Source organism: Pseudomonas sp. Pf153, assembly GCF_001269775.1.
GTDB lineage: Bacteria > Pseudomonadota > Gammaproteobacteria > Pseudomonadales > Pseudomonadaceae > Aquipseudomonas > Aquipseudomonas uvaldensis.
This window is the reverse complement of sequence record NZ_LHVL01000006.1, coordinates 51,505-69,465: the sequence shown is the minus strand read 5'-3', so window position 1 is coordinate 69,465 and position 17,961 is coordinate 51,505. Positions and strand designations below refer to the sequence as shown.

General features: G+C 60.1%; 18 protein-coding genes. 9 read left to right on the top strand and 9 right to left on the bottom strand.

The window, feature by feature from the left end; genetic code table 11:
* Window positions 1-27 precede the first annotated feature (27 nt).
* The gene (gene lptG / locus AD666_RS01230) at window positions 28-1,089 is read right to left on the bottom strand and encodes an LPS export ABC transporter permease LptG (RefSeq protein ID WP_053146741.1); all 1,062 of its coding nucleotides are present in this window, start codon (window positions 1,087-1,089) and stop codon (window positions 28-30) included.
* Window positions 1,082-2,203, bottom strand: coding sequence for an LPS export ABC transporter permease LptF (gene lptF, locus AD666_RS01225; protein ID WP_053146739.1), 1,122 nt, complete (start codon window positions 2,201-2,203; stop codon window positions 1,082-1,084). Before lptF ends, lptG begins: the two co-directional genes overlap by 8 nt.
* A 437-nt stretch (window positions 2,204-2,640) precedes the next feature.
* On the opposite strand from lptF, the gene AD666_RS01220 reads away from it, so the two are divergent.
* The 5 genes from AD666_RS01220 to rlmF all read left to right on the top strand — a co-directional run bounded on the left by AD666_RS01220 (window position 2,641) and on the right by rlmF (window position 9,302).
* Complete coding sequence (locus AD666_RS01220; protein WP_053146737.1) at window positions 2,641-4,131, top strand: leucyl aminopeptidase; 1,491 nt, start codon at window positions 2,641-2,643, stop codon at window positions 4,129-4,131.
* Between the two features lie 57 nt (window positions 4,132-4,188).
* Window positions 4,189-4,617, top strand: a complete 429-nt coding sequence (locus AD666_RS01215) for a DNA polymerase III subunit chi (protein WP_053146735.1) — start codon at window positions 4,189-4,191, stop codon at window positions 4,615-4,617.
* Between the two features lie 7 nt (window positions 4,618-4,624).
* Entirely contained in the window at window positions 4,625-4,990 is a 366-nt protein-coding gene (locus AD666_RS01210) for a hypothetical protein (protein WP_053146733.1), read from the top strand.
* A gap of 200 nt (window positions 4,991-5,190) precedes the next feature.
* Window positions 5,191-8,037 (top strand): valine--tRNA ligase, encoded by a 2,847-nt coding sequence (locus AD666_RS01205; RefSeq protein WP_053146731.1) that lies wholly within the window; start codon window positions 5,191-5,193, stop codon window positions 8,035-8,037.
* Between the two features lie 251 nt (window positions 8,038-8,288).
* Window positions 8,289-9,302 carry a 23S rRNA (adenine(1618)-N(6))-methyltransferase RlmF gene (gene rlmF / locus AD666_RS01200; RefSeq protein WP_053146729.1) on the top strand — a complete coding sequence of 338 codons (1,014 nt, stop codon included), beginning with the start codon at window positions 8,289-8,291 and terminating at the stop codon, window positions 9,300-9,302.
* Window positions 9,303-9,423: 121 nt separating this feature from the next.
* Here rlmF and AD666_RS01195 read toward each other — a convergent pair whose 3' ends face one another.
* The gene (locus AD666_RS01195; protein ID WP_053146727.1) at window positions 9,424-9,705 is read right to left on the bottom strand and encodes an HU family DNA-binding protein; all 282 of its coding nucleotides are present in this window, start codon (window positions 9,703-9,705) and stop codon (window positions 9,424-9,426) included.
* 395 nt (window positions 9,706-10,100) lie between these two features.
* On the opposite strand from AD666_RS01195, the gene yejK reads away from it, so the two are divergent.
* Together yejK and AD666_RS26935 are read left to right on the top strand one after the other, a co-directional pair.
* Window positions 10,101-11,105 (top strand): nucleoid-associated protein YejK, encoded by a 1,005-nt coding sequence (gene yejK / locus AD666_RS01190; RefSeq protein WP_053146725.1) that lies wholly within the window; start codon window positions 10,101-10,103, stop codon window positions 11,103-11,105.
* Window positions 11,106-11,344: 239 nt separating this feature from the next.
* Window positions 11,345-11,638: an Ig-like domain-containing protein gene (locus AD666_RS26935; protein ID WP_172679576.1), complete on the top strand. Its 294-nt coding sequence runs from the start codon at window positions 11,345-11,347 to the stop codon at window positions 11,636-11,638.
* A gap of 58 nt (window positions 11,639-11,696) precedes the next feature.
* Here the strand turns inward: AD666_RS26935 and AD666_RS01185 are convergent, their stop codons facing one another.
* From AD666_RS01185 to AD666_RS01170, 4 genes are all read right to left on the bottom strand, one after another.
* On the bottom strand, window positions 11,697-12,635 hold the full coding sequence (locus tag AD666_RS01185; RefSeq protein WP_053146723.1) for a glutathione S-transferase family protein: 939 nt from the start codon (window positions 12,633-12,635) through the stop codon (window positions 11,697-11,699).
* A gap of 80 nt (window positions 12,636-12,715) precedes the next feature.
* The gene (locus AD666_RS01180) at window positions 12,716-12,997 is read right to left on the bottom strand and encodes a GIY-YIG nuclease family protein (protein ID WP_082339623.1); all 282 of its coding nucleotides are present in this window, start codon (window positions 12,995-12,997) and stop codon (window positions 12,716-12,718) included.
* Between the two features lie 83 nt (window positions 12,998-13,080).
* Window positions 13,081-13,551: a nuclear transport factor 2 family protein gene (locus AD666_RS01175; RefSeq protein WP_053146719.1), complete on the bottom strand. Its 471-nt coding sequence runs from the start codon at window positions 13,549-13,551 to the stop codon at window positions 13,081-13,083.
* 87 nt (window positions 13,552-13,638) lie between these two features.
* Window positions 13,639-14,940: a CynX/NimT family MFS transporter gene (locus AD666_RS01170; protein ID WP_053146717.1), complete on the bottom strand. Its 1,302-nt coding sequence runs from the start codon at window positions 14,938-14,940 to the stop codon at window positions 13,639-13,641.
* Window positions 14,941-15,229: 289 nt separating this feature from the next.
* Here AD666_RS01170 and AD666_RS01165 point away from each other — a divergent pair, with 289 nt between their 5' ends.
* Both AD666_RS01165 and AD666_RS01160 read left to right on the top strand, forming a co-directional pair.
* Window positions 15,230-15,541, top strand: a complete 312-nt coding sequence (locus AD666_RS01165; RefSeq protein WP_053146715.1) for a type II toxin-antitoxin system MqsR family toxin — start codon at window positions 15,230-15,232, stop codon at window positions 15,539-15,541.
* Entirely contained in the window at window positions 15,538-16,026 is a 489-nt protein-coding gene (locus tag AD666_RS01160; protein ID WP_053146709.1) for a type II toxin-antitoxin system MqsA family antitoxin, read from the top strand. The genes AD666_RS01165 and AD666_RS01160 overlap by 4 nt, the downstream gene beginning before the upstream one ends.
* Window positions 16,027-16,086: 60 nt before the next feature.
* Here the strand turns inward: AD666_RS01160 and AD666_RS01155 are convergent, their stop codons facing one another.
* Entirely contained in the window at window positions 16,087-16,851 is a 765-nt protein-coding gene (locus tag AD666_RS01155) for an amino acid ABC transporter ATP-binding protein (protein WP_053146708.1), read from the bottom strand.
* 10 nt (window positions 16,852-16,861) lie between these two features.
* The gene (locus AD666_RS01150; RefSeq protein ID WP_053146706.1) at window positions 16,862-17,959 is read right to left on the bottom strand and encodes an amino acid ABC transporter permease; all 1,098 of its coding nucleotides are present in this window, start codon (window positions 17,957-17,959) and stop codon (window positions 16,862-16,864) included.
* Window positions 17,960-17,961 lie beyond the last annotated feature (2 nt).

Sequence of the window (17,961 nt, the reverse complement as noted above, 5' to 3'; positions counted from 1 at the left end):
CAAGCCTGCTCGCCACGGAAATTGGGATCAACCCGCCCGGCGCAGCAACCACAGCCCCGCCAACGCACAGACACCGGCTGGCACCAGCACCGCCAACAGAGGCGGAAAACCGAACACCAGGCTCGATGGCCCCAGCAGGTCCTGGGCAATACGGAAGGTGAACCCCACCAGCACACCGGTGAACACCCGCTGTCCGAGGGTCACCGAACGCAGCGGGCCGAAGATGAACGAAATCGCCATCAGCACCAGGGCAGCGGTGACCAACGGTTGCAACACCTTGACCCAAAACGCCAGCCAGTAGCGGCCGTTGTTCAATCCCTGGTCGGCCAGGTAGTGGATGTACCCCCACAAACCGGTAATCGACAGGGACTCCGGTGCCATCACCACGGTGCTGAGCAACTGTGGACTGAGCGCCACATCCCAGCGTTCCTGGGGAGCCGCGACCACCTCGGTACGCTTGTCATGGAACAAGGTGGTGGTGACACCGCTCAGTTGCCAGTGATCTTCGACGAAAGTGGCCCGCTTGGCGAAGCTCGACGACAGCATGTGTCGCTGATCGTCGAAGCGATAACGGGTGACACCGTACAGGATGCCGTTGGGCTGGACCGAGTTGATGTGGATGAACTCGTCGCCCTGGCGGTGCCAAAGACCGTGCTTGGCACTCTGGGCATCGCCGCCACCCTGGGCCAGGGAACGGTTGGCCTGGGCAGTGTTCTCGGTAGCCGGAGCGATGTACTCGCCAATCAGCACCCCTACCAGCATCAGAATCAGCATCGGCTTCATGACCGCCCAGACGATCCGACCGATGGACACGCCGGCGGCGCGCATGATGGTCAGCTCACTGTTGCTGGCCAGGCTGCCCAGACCGATCAGACAGCCGATCAATGCCGCCATCGGCAGCATGTCGTACAGACGCCGCGGGGCGGTCAGCAGCACATAACTGGCCACGTCAGCCAGGGTATAGGTATCGCTGACATCGCTCATTTCATCGATGAAGGCAAACAAGGTCGCCAGGCCCAGGATAATCCCCAGCACGGCGAGGATCGCCATGAACACGCTGCTGCCGATATAACGGTCGAGCTTAACCACGGGCCACCTCCAGCGCGCTGCGGCGACTGGCCAGCTTCAGGCGCAGTGGCTCCCAGTAGAGCAGCCCCAGGCCGATCACCAGGAAAATCGAATGCACCCACCACAGGCCCAGCGCCGGCGGGATCTTGCCTTTTTCCAGGGCGCTGCGGGCGGAAATCAAAATGGTCAGGTAAGCCATATAAAGAAGAATCGCCGGCAACAGCTTGAGGAAACGGCCCTGGCGCGGGTTGACCCGAGCCAGCGGAACCGCCATGAGGGTCACGATAAACACCAGCAATGGCAGCGACAGGCGCCATTGCAGCTCGGTGCGGGCGCGGATGTCATTGCTCCCCAGAAGGCTGGCGGTCGGCATGGCGTCACGGTCGGTGACTTCCTCGCTGACCTCGGGTTTGGGCAGCAGCACACCATAGGTGTCGTACTGGATGGCCCGGTAATCGGCCTGCCCCGGCTTGCCGTCGTAGCGGTAGCCGTTTTCCAGGATCAGGTAACGGTTGCCGTCGGGCCTGATTTCCTGGCGCCCTTTCTCGGCCACCAGTACGGAAATGCCGCGATCTTTCTTGGTGTCCGAAGACAGGTTCTTTTGTGTAATGAAGACGCCGGCCAGGTTGACCCGGTCATCGGAAAGCTGTTCGGTGTAGGTAACACGGGTACCGTCGCGCAGGGCCTGGAAACGTCCTGGCACCAGGGTATCGAACTCGGTCAAGGCGTCCTGTTGATTGATCAGCAACTGGAACTGGTTGGCCCCCTGGGGCGCCAGACTCAGGCTCAACCAGGCCACCAGCAGCGCCACCAGCGCTGCCGGAAACAAGGTGATGCGAAACAGGCGTTGCTGGCTCATGCCCGTAGCCGACAGCACGGTCATTTCGCTGTCCAGGTACAGGCGACCGTAGGCCAACAGGATCCCCAGGAAAAGCCCCAGCGGCAGGATCAACTGCAAAAAGCCCGGCAGACGGAATCCCATGATCAGGAACAGGGAACCTGGGTCCAGGGCGCCGGAAGCGGCCTGGGCGAGATACTTGATGAAGCGCCCGCTCATGATAATGACCAGCAGCACGGCGCTGACCGCGCTCAGGGTCAGCAGGACTTCACGGGACAGATAACGGAAGACGATCAAACCAGACACTCCAGGGTTGTCAGGCTAGGGGCCAAACAAGCAAACCTATCGGCAAGCCGCCGAAAAAAGAGCCGCATTATCCTGTGATTGGAGGCGCCTGTCACTGCACACGCTTTAAACCGGCGCTCAAAGCCGTAAAGTCAGGGGCGACGAGGGTTGTCAGCCTCGGGCGTGGGGGTTCAAACTGCGGCCTTTGTCGCCGGCGAGTCCGGCGTCTTCCTAGGCTCTGTATGAAAAGTCTTGAGACGAAGGTCAGGCAAGGCGAAAACAGCCGAGCAAGCGCAGTGTACTGGAGTACATGAGCATTGCGAGGCTGTTTTCAACGCAGCATGAACGAGTATCAAGGCTTTTCGTACAGAGCCTAATAAAGAAAAGCTCGCTCTGCGCGCCACTGTCTCGGCGCCGGGCATCTTGACCATTCACTCAGGGATCCGGACATGGAACTGGTTGTAAAAAGCGTCAGCCCAGAAACGTTGAAAACCGCCACGCTGGTAGTCGCCGTCGGCGAGGAGCGCAAGCTCGGTGCCGTTGCCACCCAGCTCGATGCCCTGTGTGGCGGCGCCATCAGTGCCGTGCTCAAGCGCGGCGACCTCGCGGGCAAGGTCGGCCAGAGCCTGTTGCTGCACAATCTGCCTAACCTCAAAGCCGAGCGTGTACTGCTGGTGGGCGTAGGCAAGGAGGCGGAGCTGGGCGACCGGCCATTGCGCAAAATCATTGCCGGCGTGCTGGGTACCCTCAAGAGTCTGGGCGGTGGCGACGCCGCCCTGGCGCTGGATGAGCTGGTGGTCAAGGGCCGCGACAGCTATGGCAAGACCCGGCTGCTGGCCGAAACCCTGCTGGACGGCGAATACCAGTTCGACCGTTTCAAGAGTCAGAAAGCCGAACCTCGCGCCCTGAAGAAAATCACTCTGCTGACCATCAAGGCCGCACAGGCCGAAGTCCAGCGCGCGGTGACCCACGCCACCGCAATCGCCAATGGCATGGCATTCACCCGCGACCTGGGCAACCTACCACCGAACATCTGCCATCCGACGTTCATGGGTGAGCAGGCCAAGGCCCTGGGCAAAGCGTTCAAGAGCCTGAAAGTCGAAGTCTTCGACGAGAAGAAAATCAAGGACCTCGGCATGGGCTCGTTCTACGCCGTGGGCCAGGGAAGCGCCCAGCCGCCACGCCTGATCGTCATGCAATACAACGGTGGCAAGAAATCCGAGAAGCCGTATGTGCTGGTCGGCAAGGGCATCACTTTCGACACCGGTGGCATCAGCCTCAAGCCCGGCGCCGGCATGGATGAAATGAAATACGACATGGGGGGCGCCGCCAGCGTGCTGGGTACCCTGCGTGCCGTGCTCGAGCTGCAATTGCCGATCAACGTGGTGGGCATCCTGGCCTGCGCCGAGAACATGCCCAGCGGCACGGCTTCCCGCCCGGGCGACATCGTGACCACCATGAGCGGCCAGACCGTCGAGATCCTCAACACCGACGCCGAAGGTCGCCTGGTGCTGTGCGACGCCCTCACCTACTCCGAGCGTTTCAAGCCGCAAGCGGTGATCGACATCGCGACCTTGACCGGTGCCTGCGTGGTGGCCCTGGGTGCCCACACCTCTGGCCTGTTGGGTAACAACGACGAACTGATCGGCCAACTGCTCAGCGCCGGCCAGCAAGCCGATGACCGCGCCTGGCAATTGCCGCTGTTCGACGAGTACCAGGAACAGCTGGACAGCCCATTCGCCGACATCGCCAACATCGGTGGCCCGAAAGCCGGGACCATCACGGCGGCCTGCTTCCTGTCGCGCTTCACCAAGAACCTTAACTGGGCGCACCTGGACATCGCCGGCACGGCATGGACCAGTGGCGGCAAGGACAAGGGCGCCACCGGTCGTCCGGTCCCCCTGCTGACTCAGTACTTGCTGGACCGCGCCAAGGCCTGACACCAATGACCGCCGGCGTCGCCTTCGGGCGGCGTCCCCGGCGGCTCAGGAACCGCAATGACCAAAGTCGATTTCTATATCCTGCCCAGCGCCGACCCGGCGGCTCGGCTGGATTTTGCCTGCAAGCTCACCGAAAAGGCCTGGCGCATGGGCCATCGCATCTACCTGCATTGCAGCGATGCCGCCCAGCGCGAGGCGCTGGACGCACGTCTATGGTCCTTCAAGGGCGAGAGCTTCGTGCCCCACAGCCTGGCCGAAAGCGAGCCGCAAGGCCTGATCGTGCTTGGACTGGGGGATGACTGCGGCCAGCACCAGGACCTGCTGGTCAACCTTGACCTGAAAGTACCGGCCTTCGTTCAGCGCTTCGCCCGCGTGGCGGAGGTGGTGGTGGAAGACCCGGCCATCCGGCAAGCCGCGCGGGAGAGTTTCCGTTTCTACCGCGAACAGGGCTATTCTCTGCAAGACCACCGTTTACAGCGACTCTGAGCCTACGATGGATACTCCAAAGACACCGCAAAAGCCTCCGCACCTGTTGGATGACCTAGAGTCGATCCGCCAACTGCTCGGTGACGATAATCTGCAGCCGCCACTGCTGACCGAGACGGTGGAACAGCCTCCAGTGCACGAGGAACAGATTCCCCTGCTGTTCGAGCCAATCAACGGTCAGCCCGAACCCAAACCCGTCCCCAGGGCCGAGCCCAAGGGCCCCGACGCCCTGCTGCACCTGGATCGCGAATTACGCGCCGCCGCACAGTTGATCATGCAAGATGTCATCGATGACTTCGCCCCGCATATCGAAACCGAAATCAAGCGTCGGCTGGATGCGCGGATGGAGCGACTGCTGAGCCAGTACGAGTAACCCCTTGTGGGAGCCGAGCTTGCTCGCGATGGCGGCAGGCCAGCCTGCATCAATCCTGGATGTGCCGCCGTCATCGCGAGCAAGCTCGGCTCCCACAAGGGGGGCAGTGTTCACACTCTCTGCGCCTGTGGCTTGCATCTCCCCCGCCCGCTATACTTCCCGGCTTTTCCTGAATAAATGCCAATAGGGTCCCGCCGCGCATGGATAAGACCTACCAGCCGCACGCCATTGAAACTTCCTGGTACAACACCTGGGAGTCCGAGAATTATTTCGCTCCGCAAGGCGCGGGCGATTCCTACACCATCATGATTCCGCCGCCGAACGTCACCGGCAGCCTGCACATGGGCCACGGCTTCAACAACGCGATCATGGACGCCCTGATCCGTTTCCGCCGCATGCAGGGTCGCGACACCCTGTGGCAGCCGGGCACCGACCACGCCGGTATCGCCACGCAGATGCTGGTGGAGCGCCGCCTCGAAGCCCAGGGCCAGAATCGCCATGACCTGGGCCGCGAAAAATTCCTCGAAAAAGTCTGGGAATGGAAAGACGAGTCCGGCGGCAATATCAGCCGTCAGATCCGTCGCCTGGGCTCGTCCGTGGACTGGAGCCGCGAGCGCTTCACCATGGACGACGGCCTCTCGGAAGCAGTGAAGGAAGCTTTCGTGCGCCTGCACGAAGATGGTTTGATTTATCGCGGCAAGCGCCTGGTCAACTGGGATACCAAGCTGCACACCGCGATTTCCGACCTCGAAGTGGAAAACCACGACGAAAAAGGTTTCCTCTGGAACCTGAAGTACCCGCTGGCCGACGGCGCCAAGACCGCCGAAGGCAAGGATTACCTGATCGTTGCCACCACGCGTCCGGAAACCATGCTCGGCGACGCGGCCGTGGCGGTAAACCCGAACGACGAGCGCTACAAAGCCCTGATCGGCCAGTTCGTCGAGCTGCCGCTGGTGGGTCGCCGCATCCCGATCATCGCCGATGACTACTGCGACCCTGAATTCGGCACCGGCTGCGTGAAGATCACACCGGCCCACGATTTCAACGACTACGAAGTCGGCAAGCGCCACAACCTGCCGCTGCTGAACATCTTCGACAAGAACGCCAACGTCTTGCCGGCCGCCCAGGTGTTCAATCTCGACGGCACCCTGAACGAAAGCATCGACGGCAAGATCCCGGCCGAATATTCCGGCCTGGACCGTTTCGAAGCACGCAAGCAGATCGTCGCCGCATTCGACGCCGCCGGCCTGCTGGTCAGCGTTGACGACCACGGCCTGAAAGTCCCGAAAGGCGACCGTTCCGGCACCGTCATCGAGCCGTGGCTGACCGACCAATGGTATGTATCCACCAAGCCCCTGGCCGAGCCGGCAATTGCTGCGGTGGAAGATGGCCGCATCCAGTTCGTGCCCAAGCAATACGAAAACATGTACTTCTCGTGGATGCGCGACATCCAGGACTGGTGCATCAGCCGCCAGCTGTGGTGGGGCCACCGCATTCCGGCCTGGTACGACGAATCGGGCAAGGTCTATGTCGGCCGCGATGAAGCCGAGGTGCGCGCCAAGCACAACCTGGGCCCTGACATTGCACTGCAACAGGACAACGACGTACTCGACACCTGGTTCAGCTCCGGCCTGTGGACCTTCTCGACCCTGGGCTGGCCGCAGCAGACCGAGCTCCTGAAGAAATTCCACTCCACCGACGTGCTGGTCACCGGCTTCGACATCATTTTCTTCTGGGTCGCCCGGATGATCATGCTGACCATGCACCTGGTGAAGAACGAAGACGGCACGCCGCAGGTACCGTTCAAGACTGTCTACGTGCACGGTCTGGTGCGCGACGGCCAGGGCCAGAAGATGTCCAAGTCCAAGGGTAACGTCCTGGACCCGCTGGACATCATCGACGGTATCGATCTGGAAACCCTGGTCCAGAAGCGCACCTCCGGCCTGATGCAGCCAAAACTGGCGAAGAAGATCGAGAAAGCCACCCGCGAAGAGTTCGCCGACGGCATCGCCAGCTATGGCACCGACGCCCTGCGTTTCACCTTCTGCTCGCTGGCGTCCACCGGTCGCGACATCAAGTTCGACATGGGCCGCGTCGAAGGCTACCGCAACTTCTGCAACAAGATCTGGAACGCGGCGCGCTACGTGCTGGACAAAGGTGAAGACTGCGGTCAGAACGGCGAAGCCTACGAACTGACCCTGGCGGATCGCTGGATTATCTCCCAGCTGCAACGTACCGAAGCCGAAGTGACCCGTCAGCTGGATCAGTTCCGCTTCGACCTGGCCGCACAAGCCTTGTACGAGTTCATCTGGAACCAGTACTGCGACTGGTACCTGGAACTGTCCAAGCCCGTACTGTGGGACGAAAATGCACCGCTCGAGCGCCAGCGCGGCACCCGCCGCACCCTGGTCAGAGTCCTGGAAGTGGCCCTGCGCCTGGCGCATCCGTTCATGCCGTTCATCACCGAGGAAATCTGGCAGCGCGTCGCACCGCTGGCAGGTGTCCAAGGCAAGACGATCATGCTGCAACCTTGGCCTGTGGCCAATGAAACCCGCATCGATCCGGCTGCCGAAGACGACATCGAATGGCTCAAGACCTTCATGCTGGGCCTGCGCAACATCCGCGCCGAAATGAACATCGGCCCGGGCAAGCCGCTGGCGTTGTTCCTCAAGAACGCCAACGCCGAAGACCTGCGTCGCCTGGAAGCAAACGAAGCACTGCTCAAGAAGCTCGCCAAGCTCGAGTCGGTGACGGTCCTGTCAGCAGGCGAGGAAGCGCCTCTGTCCGCCACGGCTCTGGTCGGGGAAATGGAAGTGCTGGTACCGATGGCCGGCCTGATCGACAAGACGGCGGAACTCGCCCGTCTGGACAAGGAAATCCTGCGCTTGAAGGGTGAAGTACAGCGTGTGGGCGGCAAGCTGTCCAACGCCGGCTTCGTCGATAAGGCGCCGGCTGAAGTCATCGAGAAGGAACGCGCCAAACTGGCCGAGGCTGAACAGGCCCTGGGCAAACTGGCTGAGCAGCATGCGCGGATCTCTAGCCTGTAAGGGCGATTCGTCGTCGAAAGGAGGTCCTGGTGGCCTCTTTTTTTCTGCCTGACACTTTTTCCCGATCACCGTAAATCCCCTGTGGGAGCGGGCTTGCTCGCGAAAACGCTGGATCAGTCAGCTCATTGACTAACTGGCATACCGCTTTCGCGAGCAAGCCCGCTACCACATTTGAACAGCGCAAGCCTCAAGGGCCGTCTGGATATGGGACAATGCCCGCCACTTCCTGAACCGCCCGAATCGACCCGCCCATGACCGCCCCCCGCACACCCAAACCTGCACGCAAGAAGCCCGCTCCCGCCCCCGCAGCTCAGCGTGAAAAGGCCAGCCTGCACCCGCGCAACCGCCACCAGGGTCGCTATGATTTCCCGGCACTGATCAAGAGCACGCCGGAACTGGCCAAGTTCGTGATCATCAACCCGTATGGCAAGGAAAGCATCGATTTCGCCAGCCCCGAGGCGGTGCGTGTGTTCAACCGAGCGCTGCTCAAGTCCTTCTATGGCATCGCCCATTGGGACATTCCAACCAACTACCTGTGCCCTCCCGTGCCTGGCCGTGCGGACTATGTGCATTTTCTTGCCGATCTGCTCGCCAGCCACAACGAAGGAGAAATTCCGCGGGGTGCGGCAGTGAAGGTGTTGGACATCGGCACCGGCGCCAATTGTGTGTATCCGCTGATTGGCTACAGCGATTACCGCTGGCACTTCCTGGGTTCGGACATCGATCCGACGGCCATCGCCTCGGCCAAGGCGATTGTCCAGTCAAACGGGTTGAACAAGGCTATCCAACTGCGCCAGCAGACTGATCGCAAGCAGATCCTGCTGGGGCTGCTGGACGAAACCGAGCGGTTCGACCTGACGATGTGCAATCCGCCCTTCCATGCGTCCCTGGAGGAAGCTACCAAGGGCAGCCAGCGCAAATGGCGCGCCTTGGGCAAGGCCGATCCGAAACGCAAGCTGCCGGTGTTGAACTTCGGCGGCCAGGCGGCCGAACTATGGTGCGAGGGTGGAGAAGCCCGCTTCGTGACGCAATTGATCGCCGAGAGCGCACAGGTCGCCCGACAGGTGCTGTGGTTCAGCACACTGGTGTCGAAGGCGTCGAACCTGCCGGCGATCCAGGCAGCGCTGAAAAAAGCCGGCGCGCAACACAGCCAGGTGGTGGAGATGTCCCAGGGGCAGAAGCAAAGCCGCTTCGTGGCCTGGACGTTCCACACCGAGGCGCAGCAGCAAGCCTGGCGGCTGGTGCGTTGGATCAGCAAGCAATGACGGCCCTGATGTAAAACAATGCCCGCTCCCACAGGGGGGATGTCAGGCCGACCAGTTTTTGCAAAGCAACAAAAAACCGTGCCCGGATCGCTCCGCAGCACGGCTTCCTTGAAACGAAGTCTTACTTGTTGATGCTGTCGTTCAGCGCTTTGGCTGGAACGAACTTGACCACTTTCTTGGCGGCGATTTCGATGGCAGCGCCAGTCGAAGGGTTGCGGCCGGTACGGGCAGGACGCTCGGTGACTTTCAGCTTGCCGATGCCTGGCAAGGTGATTTCACTGCCATTTTCCAGCTGATCAGCAACGATTTGGCTCAGTTGCTCCAGGGCGTTACGCGCAACGGCTTTCGATGCGCCGGAGCTTTCGGCGATATCATTGATCAGTTGGTCTTTAGTAAGAGCCATGTAGTGTTCCTTCCCTATCAAATTCATATGGATTGCAGTGTGCAATGTCAGCCATCGAGCCCGATTCCTCGGATCAGGCGCCCTCGGTCATCACCACGACGGGTCGGGGTAATAGATGCCGAAATCCGGGTTTGGTTCGACCTGACACATGCTGAATGCACGCTTTACGCTGTGCCTTCGCGTAAGACCGGGCAAAACTAGCACAACGCCTGTGAAATATCCGCCCTTAGCTACCCATTTGGTCAGCTTTATTGCGCTAAATCGGTAAAAAAATGCATATGGCGTGTCGGATGGGTCCGAAAGTCCCTTCGCGGCGCGCCAAAACCAGCGGTTGCGGTACACTGCGGCTTTTTCGGGGAGCACGCCCTCCCCTCTTTTCAACAGCCGAGAAGCCCATGCCGATCCGTCATTGCATCGTCCACCTGATCGACAAAAAACCCGACGGCACCCCCGCAGTGCTCCACGCCCGAGACTCCGAGCTGGCAGAGTCCACGGCCATCGAGAACATGCTTGCCGACCTCAACGAGAGCTACAACGCCAAGCAAGGCAAGGCCTGGGGCTTTTTCCATGCCGAGTCCGGGGCACATCCGTTCAGCGGCTGGCTGAAGGAGTACCTGGACGGTGGCAAGGATTTCACGGCGTTCAGCCGCGTGGCGGTGGAACACCTGCAGAAGCTGATGGAAGAGTCCAACCTGTCAGTGGGCGGCCACGTGTTGTTCGCCCATTACCAACAGGGCATGACCGACTACCTGGCGATCGCCCTGCTGCACCACAGCGAAGGCGTGGCGGTGACCGACGAGCTGGACGTCACCCCGTCCCGTCACCTGGACCTGGGCCAGTTGCACCTGGCGGCGCGGATCAACGTGTCAGAGTGGCAGAACAACAAACAATCCAGGCAGTACATTTCTTTCATCAAGGGCAAGAACGGCAAAAAGGTTTCCGAGTATTTCCGCGACTTCATCGGCTGCCAGGAAGGCGTCGACGGCCCCGGCGAGACTCGCACGTTACTCAAGGCCTTCAGCGACTTCGTCGAAAGCGAAGACCTGCCTGAAGACGACGCCCGGGAAAAGACCAAGGCCCTGGTGGATTACGCCAGCAGCCAGGCCAAGCTCGGCGAGCCGGTGGGCCTGGAAGAACTCTCCGGGCTGATCGACGAAGACCGTCCGAAAGCGTTTTACGATCATATCCGCAACAAGGACTACGGCCTGTCGCCCGAGATCCCGGCGGATAAACGTACCCTCAACCAATTCCGCCGCTTCACCGGCCGTGCCGAAGGCTTGTCCATCAGCTTCGAGGCTCACCTGCTGGGCTCCAAAATCGAATATGACGAAGAAGCCGGCACGTTGATCATCAAGGGGCTGCCGACGTCCTTGACTGATCAGCTCAAGCGCCGTAACTGAGCATTTTTTTGCCGAAGTAGTGCTGGGCGCTGGCACTACGCAACCTGCTCTATTGTGTGAACACAACATCGAGGCATGAGCGGGATGTTTGAACAATACAGCGCCAGATGGCTTAATCGCGATCCATTATAAAAAACTGTCAACTCTGACAGTACTCCGCATCCAAGCTACTGCATAACCTAATAGTTAGAGGAATTAAAGCCCTCTTAATATTAAACCCAGAGCAATCGGAGAAAGAAATGACTCTTCAAGCCCCCGTCTTTACTAGCCCTGCGCCAAATAGCACAGGAAACAACCCTCCTTACGTCACTGGCAGAGGTCACCCAAACAGCGCAGTAACCATTTGGGAAACCAACAACAAAACCGCCATTCTTGGAACCGCCATATGCGATTCCGATGGAAATTTTGCCACCACATTAAATCTCAATCAGGCAAGCCACCAAAATTCCGGCGCAGTGTTAATAATAGGCGGAATCTGTTCGAACCCCACGGATTCGTCAGATTACGGCCAAGATCTATTGTTCTATATTTGAACAATAAATACTCAGGGGCGCCCTTAGAAACAAGGGCCTCCCGTCATTTAACTCATATTCAAGTTTTCGCAAAAATTTTGAACCCTATCCTTGGAAAGTGCACATGCACCCTCCCGCTACGCGCGTCTTCACGGCGCAGGATCAGTTCTTCATTCCCGGCAAACAACAATTCCCCGGCTACAGGATCAACGCCGTAATCAGTCGCTGAAATGGTCACCTGTTGCCCCGCCAAAAAACCATTCGGGTCATTGAACAGTTCATCCGGGAGCACTGCCGGTGTGGCGCTCCGAGCCACTTCAAGGGCCTCTTCGGAACTCATCGCACTCGACGCACCATGGCCGAAAGCCAACACCTGCGCCAGCCAGGCCGAGACGGCCGGATACGCATCCACCAATGGCGAAGTCACCGGCGTGCCTTTGAGGAACCACAGCGGATGAGCCATGGCGAAGTCGGCAATCGACGGATCGCCCAGCAGGAAATCGCCCTCTTCGCGCTGCAACTGCTGCTCGAGCCGCGCCATGATCGCCGGCCACTGATGCTTGGCCTGCTCGGCAGACAGGCGCGAGGCCGAGCCACCGCTGAATAGTCCAGCGCGGTCAGCGATGAACGCCTTGATCGCCTCAGGCGACAACTTGGCGAAACGCACGGCCATGGACTCAGGCTGGAACACCAGGCTTACCGCATGCTGGAACACCACCGAATCCGCCCAGGCCGCAAAAGATACCGCGATCATTTCCCGACCTTCGGGAAACAGCGACGGCGTGGCCTTTTCCTGCTCCAGTCGTCGAGCGATCAGGGCCGTGTCGCAATAAATATCCGCGCCGATCTGCAAAACCGGCGTCTTGCGGTAGCCGCCGGTCAACGCCGTCAGATCGGGTTTTGGCATCATTGGCGGGATATTGACCGAACGCCAGGACAGGCCTTTGAAACCCAGCAACAAGCGGGCTTTTTCGGCGAAAGGGGACGTCGGGTAATGGTGGAGAATCAGTTCTGACATGGGATTGGCCGCTGCAAGAATGAGGTCCTGCAGCTTAGCGCGCCCCCCATGGATAAGCCTACCCGCCTGATGAAGATGTATCAGCGCGGCTGATGAAGCAACGGCGCACTCGCCACCAGACATTCCTTGGCGCTTTTCTTGAGCTTCTTGATCAAGCGCTCCTGACGCAACGCTTCGCCCTTGTCGCGACAGGCTTCGGTGTACACCAGCGCCACCGCCGGGCTGGAAAGAAAGAAACGTGCGCCTTTGCCACTCTGATGTTTGGCGAAACGCCGCACAGGATCATCGCTGATACCGCAATACAGCGAGCCATTGGCGGCCCGTACCAGATAGACGAACCAGGGCTTGCCCGGCTCGGCCATGGCTTGCACAGGCTGCGCGGAGGATGAGTCGTCAGTCGTCACGAATACATCTACAGGCACGAAGGAAACAAGCCGCGATCTTATCAGCGACTGGCCTGGAACGCCCGTAGCCCCTTGAGTGCCTGTGCCCGGACGGCTTTGCGCACCAGCGGCGTCCAGCCCAGCAACAGGCCTTTGGTGCCCAATGCCTGGCGGGACCAGCGCCACAAATCAAAGCTGTCGTGGTGCTCGCAGATCTTGCCGTCGCGAAAAACGAAGCGAGCCTGGATATCATTGATCACGATGTTACCGGTCTGGCTGAAGAGATAGGTCGCCACCCAATGAGCGCCACCGGAACGCTCGTCGCTGCGCACGTTATCGAAGGTCAGCGAGAAGTCCTTGGCGCGGGTGGTGAGCATGCGCCACATATCGCCCGCATCGCGCCCGCGCAGTTCGCCGAACGCCGGATCGCTGAATACCACGTCGTCGGTATAGCAGGCACTCATGGCTTCGGCGTCCAGGCGCTGGAAGGCCTGGTAGAACCGGGTGATCAAGGCGTTATGGGCGTCACTCATGGACAGACTCCGAAAATGTTCCTGTAGACCCGGCACAATAATCTGCCGCCACGAGGAACACTACTGTCATTAGCCATGAAAATAACATCAGCGAAGGTCGGTGACTTTCTCACTGCTGACCCCGACATACAACGCCCGGCCCGCACCGATGCCAGCGATGATTGCGCCCAGGCCGATGAGACCGAAAATCCAGCCCAGGGCTTGCCATCCACCGGTCCAGTCGTGCACCACGCCGACGGCGAACGGTCCCAGGGACGCCAACGTATAACCAAAGCCCTGGGCCATGCTGGAGAGGTTCGCAGCCACATGGGCGTCCCGTGAGCGCAGCACGATCAGCGTTAGCGCCAGGCTGAACGTCGCGCCCTGTCCCAGGCCAAGCAGGACCGCCCAGCCCCACAAACCTTCGAGGGGCGCGTAGAGGCAGCCAAACAGTCCACCCAGCACCATGACCATGACCGTGACAATGGCCAGCCGCTGGTCCTGGCCACGGGTCGCCAGCCAGGGTGCGGCCAGTGAACTTACCAACTGAACGATGACCGAGCCCGACAGCACCAGTCCGGCCTGGGTCGGGGTCAGGCCACGGCCGATGAGAATCGACGGCAGCCAGCCGAACACGATATAGGCCAGGGACGATTGCAGCCCCATGTACAACGTCACCTGCCAAGCCAGCGGATCACGCAACAGGCCGCGTACCCGATAGGCCGCCTGATGGGCGCCCTGCTTCTGGCCCACCTGGGGCAACCAGCACACTACCGCCAACAACGCCGGCACCATCCAGAAACCCAGGCCCAGGTTCCAACTATGGTTCAACTGCTCGCTCAACGGCACCGTCGCCCCGGCAGCCATCGCGGCGCCCAGGCACAACGCCATGGTGTAGACGCCGGTCATGGTGCCAGCCTGCCGGGCGAAGTCGCGCTTGACGATGCCTGGCAACAGTACGCCGATCACGCCAATACTGGCGCCGGCCAGGATGCTGCCGGCGAACAGTCCCACCTGGCCGAACGAACTGCGCAGGACGATCCCGCCAGCAAGCGTCAATAAAATCCCCAGCACCACACGTTCGGCACCGAAGCGCCGCGCCAGCACTAGGGCCAGCGGCGCGAACAGGCCGAGGCAAAGCACCGGCAGCGTCGTCAGCAAACCGGCCTGGGCGGCCGACAGGCCAAGGCTTTTCGAGACCTCGCTGAGCAACGGCGCCATGCTCGATAGCGCTGGACGCAGGTTCAGCGCCACCAGAATCAACCCGAGCAGCAGCAACCAGGGCCGCTGCACCTGCGGATGCGCCTGGACCTGCTCGTCATCGGCTTCGGCATCGATCAACAGTTCTTCGAGTTCGGCAGCGCGCTTGGGCGCCGTCGAGGCAGTGTGGTCAAGCAAATCGCGGGACATGGAAAACTCTGGGGCTTGAAGGCAACCGCATGGCGAAAACCAGCGGTGATGCACCGTTGCAGGCGTTGAACCGCTCCAGCGGCTGGCCGGCCAGCGCTGAGGAAGCGGAGAAATATCAGACATGAGGCTCGTTCTTTCACCCGTTTAAGGGATGAAATTTCTGACATGTTAGTCAGGTTCTTCTGAGCGAACAAGGGCCTAGGTTTGGAAGGCAGTAAAAGGAGCGTCATTTTTAGATTGGCAAAACTACCCCATATGGGTAATTTATAAAACAAGGCATCGATTTCTTATGGAAAAGAACACACCCCATTACGACCTGGCGGTGGTCAAGGCAGAAGTCAGCAGGCTGGGATACAAGGCCTTCACGATGAGCGCATGGGAAGGCGCTCGGAGAATGGGTTTGAACCTGACTCGGATGCTACGAATCATCGAAGGGCTGGCCCCTCGAATGCTTCAAAAATCGATGACGACCTATGCCGATCACCGAATCTGGCAGGACGTTTACCACACGACATTTCAGGACCTGGAGATTTACATCAAGGTGACGTACCGCCCCGGCGGTGGACACCCTGTAGTCTCCTTCAAGGAGAGAAACCCATGAAAAAACAACAATGCGTCAGCTGCGGCGCCCATGATGCGATGCACCATTTCGAAGGCCGTAGCTTTACCGTCGACTACAAGCAGGTGGCGCGGCAGGTGCACGACATCTCCGGGTGGGAATGCCAGGCCTGCGGCGAGATCGAATTCGATCATGACACTGACAGCGCACAACGCTACGCCAAGGCCAGCGATCAATTGCTCGAAGACTGTGTCCAAGCAGTGGCCGCCGAGATCAAGCGTATCCGCCGCAAACTGCACCTCACGCAGAAAGAGGCCGTCAAACTGCTGTCCGGCGCTGGACACAATGCCTTTTCCCGCTACGAGCGAGGGGAAGTGTCCCCACCCCAGCCGTTGCTCACGCTGATGCGCCTGCTGGATCGTCACCCCCATCTGCTGGCCGATATCCAGGTGTTGAACGAAGGGGCCGACTTGCGGCAATTGTTGCTTGAACGTTACCCGGAACGGGAAACCGTGTTGGCGCCTTGAAGCGAAACGTACAAAAAATAAACCCGGACAAGTCCGGGTTTATTTTTCATGACCTGCCGATCAATGCAGGATCTGGCTCAGGAACAGCTTGGTCCGATCACTCTGCGGGTTGTCGAAAAAGTCGTTCGGCGCGGCCTGCTCGACGATTTCGCCCTTGTCCATAAAGATCACGCGGTTGGCCACGGTGCGGGCGAAGCCCATTTCGTGGGTCACGCACAGCATGGTCATGCCGTCTTCGGCCAGGCCGATCATGGTGTCGAGTACTTCTTTCACCATCTCCGGGTCAAGCGCCGAGGTCGGCTCATCGAACAGCATGATTTTCGGCTTCATGCACAGGGCACGAGCGATCGCCACGCGCTGCTGCTGACCACCGGAAAGCTGCCCTGGGTACTTGTGTGCCTGCTCTGGAATGCGCACGCGTTCCAGGTAATGCATGGCGATTTCCTCGGCCTTGCGCTTGGGCATCTTGCGTACCCACATCGGCGCCAGGGTGCAGTTCTGCAGAATGGTCAGATGCGGGAACAGGTTGAAGTGCTGGAACACCATGCCGACTTCGCGGCGGATCGCTTCGATCTGCTTGAGGTCGTTGGTCAGTTCCACACCATCGACCACGATGCGGCCCTGCTGGTGCTCTTCCAGACGGTTGAGGCAGCGGATGGTGGTGGACTTGCCCGAACCCGACGGACCGCACAGCACGATACGCTCGCCCTGGGTGACGTTCAGGTTGATGTCTTTCAACACGTGGAACTGGCCGTACCACTTGTTTACGCCCTGCATCTGAATAATGCCTTCAGGGCCCACAGGCTTTTTGATTGCTTCACTCATGAGTCAACTCCTAACGCTTGTGGCCTGTGTCGAGCTTGCGTTCCAGATGCATGGAATAGCGCGACATACCAAAACAGAAAATCCAGAACACCAGGGCGGCGAATACATAGCCTTCAGTGGCCATGCCCAGCCATTTGGGGTCGGCGGCAGCTTGTTTCACGCTGTTGAGCAGGTCGAACAGGCCGATGATGATCACCAGACTCGTGTCCTTGAACAACGCAATGAAGGTGTTGACGATCCCCGGGATCACCAGCTTCAGGGCTTGCGGCAGAATCACCAGGCCCATACTGCGCCAGTAACCCAGGCCCATCGCCGCGGCCGCTTCGTACTGCCCTTTGGGAATGGCTTGCAGACCACCACGCACCACTTCGGCGATGTAGGCGGACTGGAACAGGATCACCCCGATCAGCGCCCGCAGCAGCTTGTCAAAGTTCATGCCCTCGGGCAGGAACAACGGCAGCATCACCGACGACATGAACAGCACCGTGATCAACGGCACGCCACGCCAGAACTCGATGAACGTCACGCAGACCACGCGGATAGCCGGCAGATTCGAGCGACGGCCCAAGGCCAGGACGATACCCAGCGGCAGGGCGCCGACGATACCGACCGTGGCAATTACCAGGGTCAGCATCAGGCCGCCCCATTGGCTGGTCGCCACGGTGTCCAGGCCAAACACGCCGCCGTGCAGCAGGCACCAGGCAGTGATCGGGTACAACACCAGGAAGCTCAGGCCGTAGATCGCCTTGCGCGGGAAGCGCGAGATGAACAGCGGGGCCACGCCGATCACGGCCAGCCATACGGTGAGGTCCACGCGCCAGCGCAGGTCCGCCGGGTAGTAGCCGTACATGAACTGGCCGAAACGTTGCTGGATGAACACCCAGCAGGCGCCTTCCTTGGTGCAATCGGCCCGGGTGGTGCCCACCCAGTTGGCATCCAGGATCGCCCATTGCACCAACGGCGGAACGATCAAGTAGATCAGGTAGAACGCGAACAGCGTCAACAGCGTGTTGATCCAGCTGGAGAACATGTTCGCGCGCATCCACGCCACCACACCGATGCTACTGCTCGGTGGAGGCATGTCAGGTTTGAAAGTATGGGATGTCATGC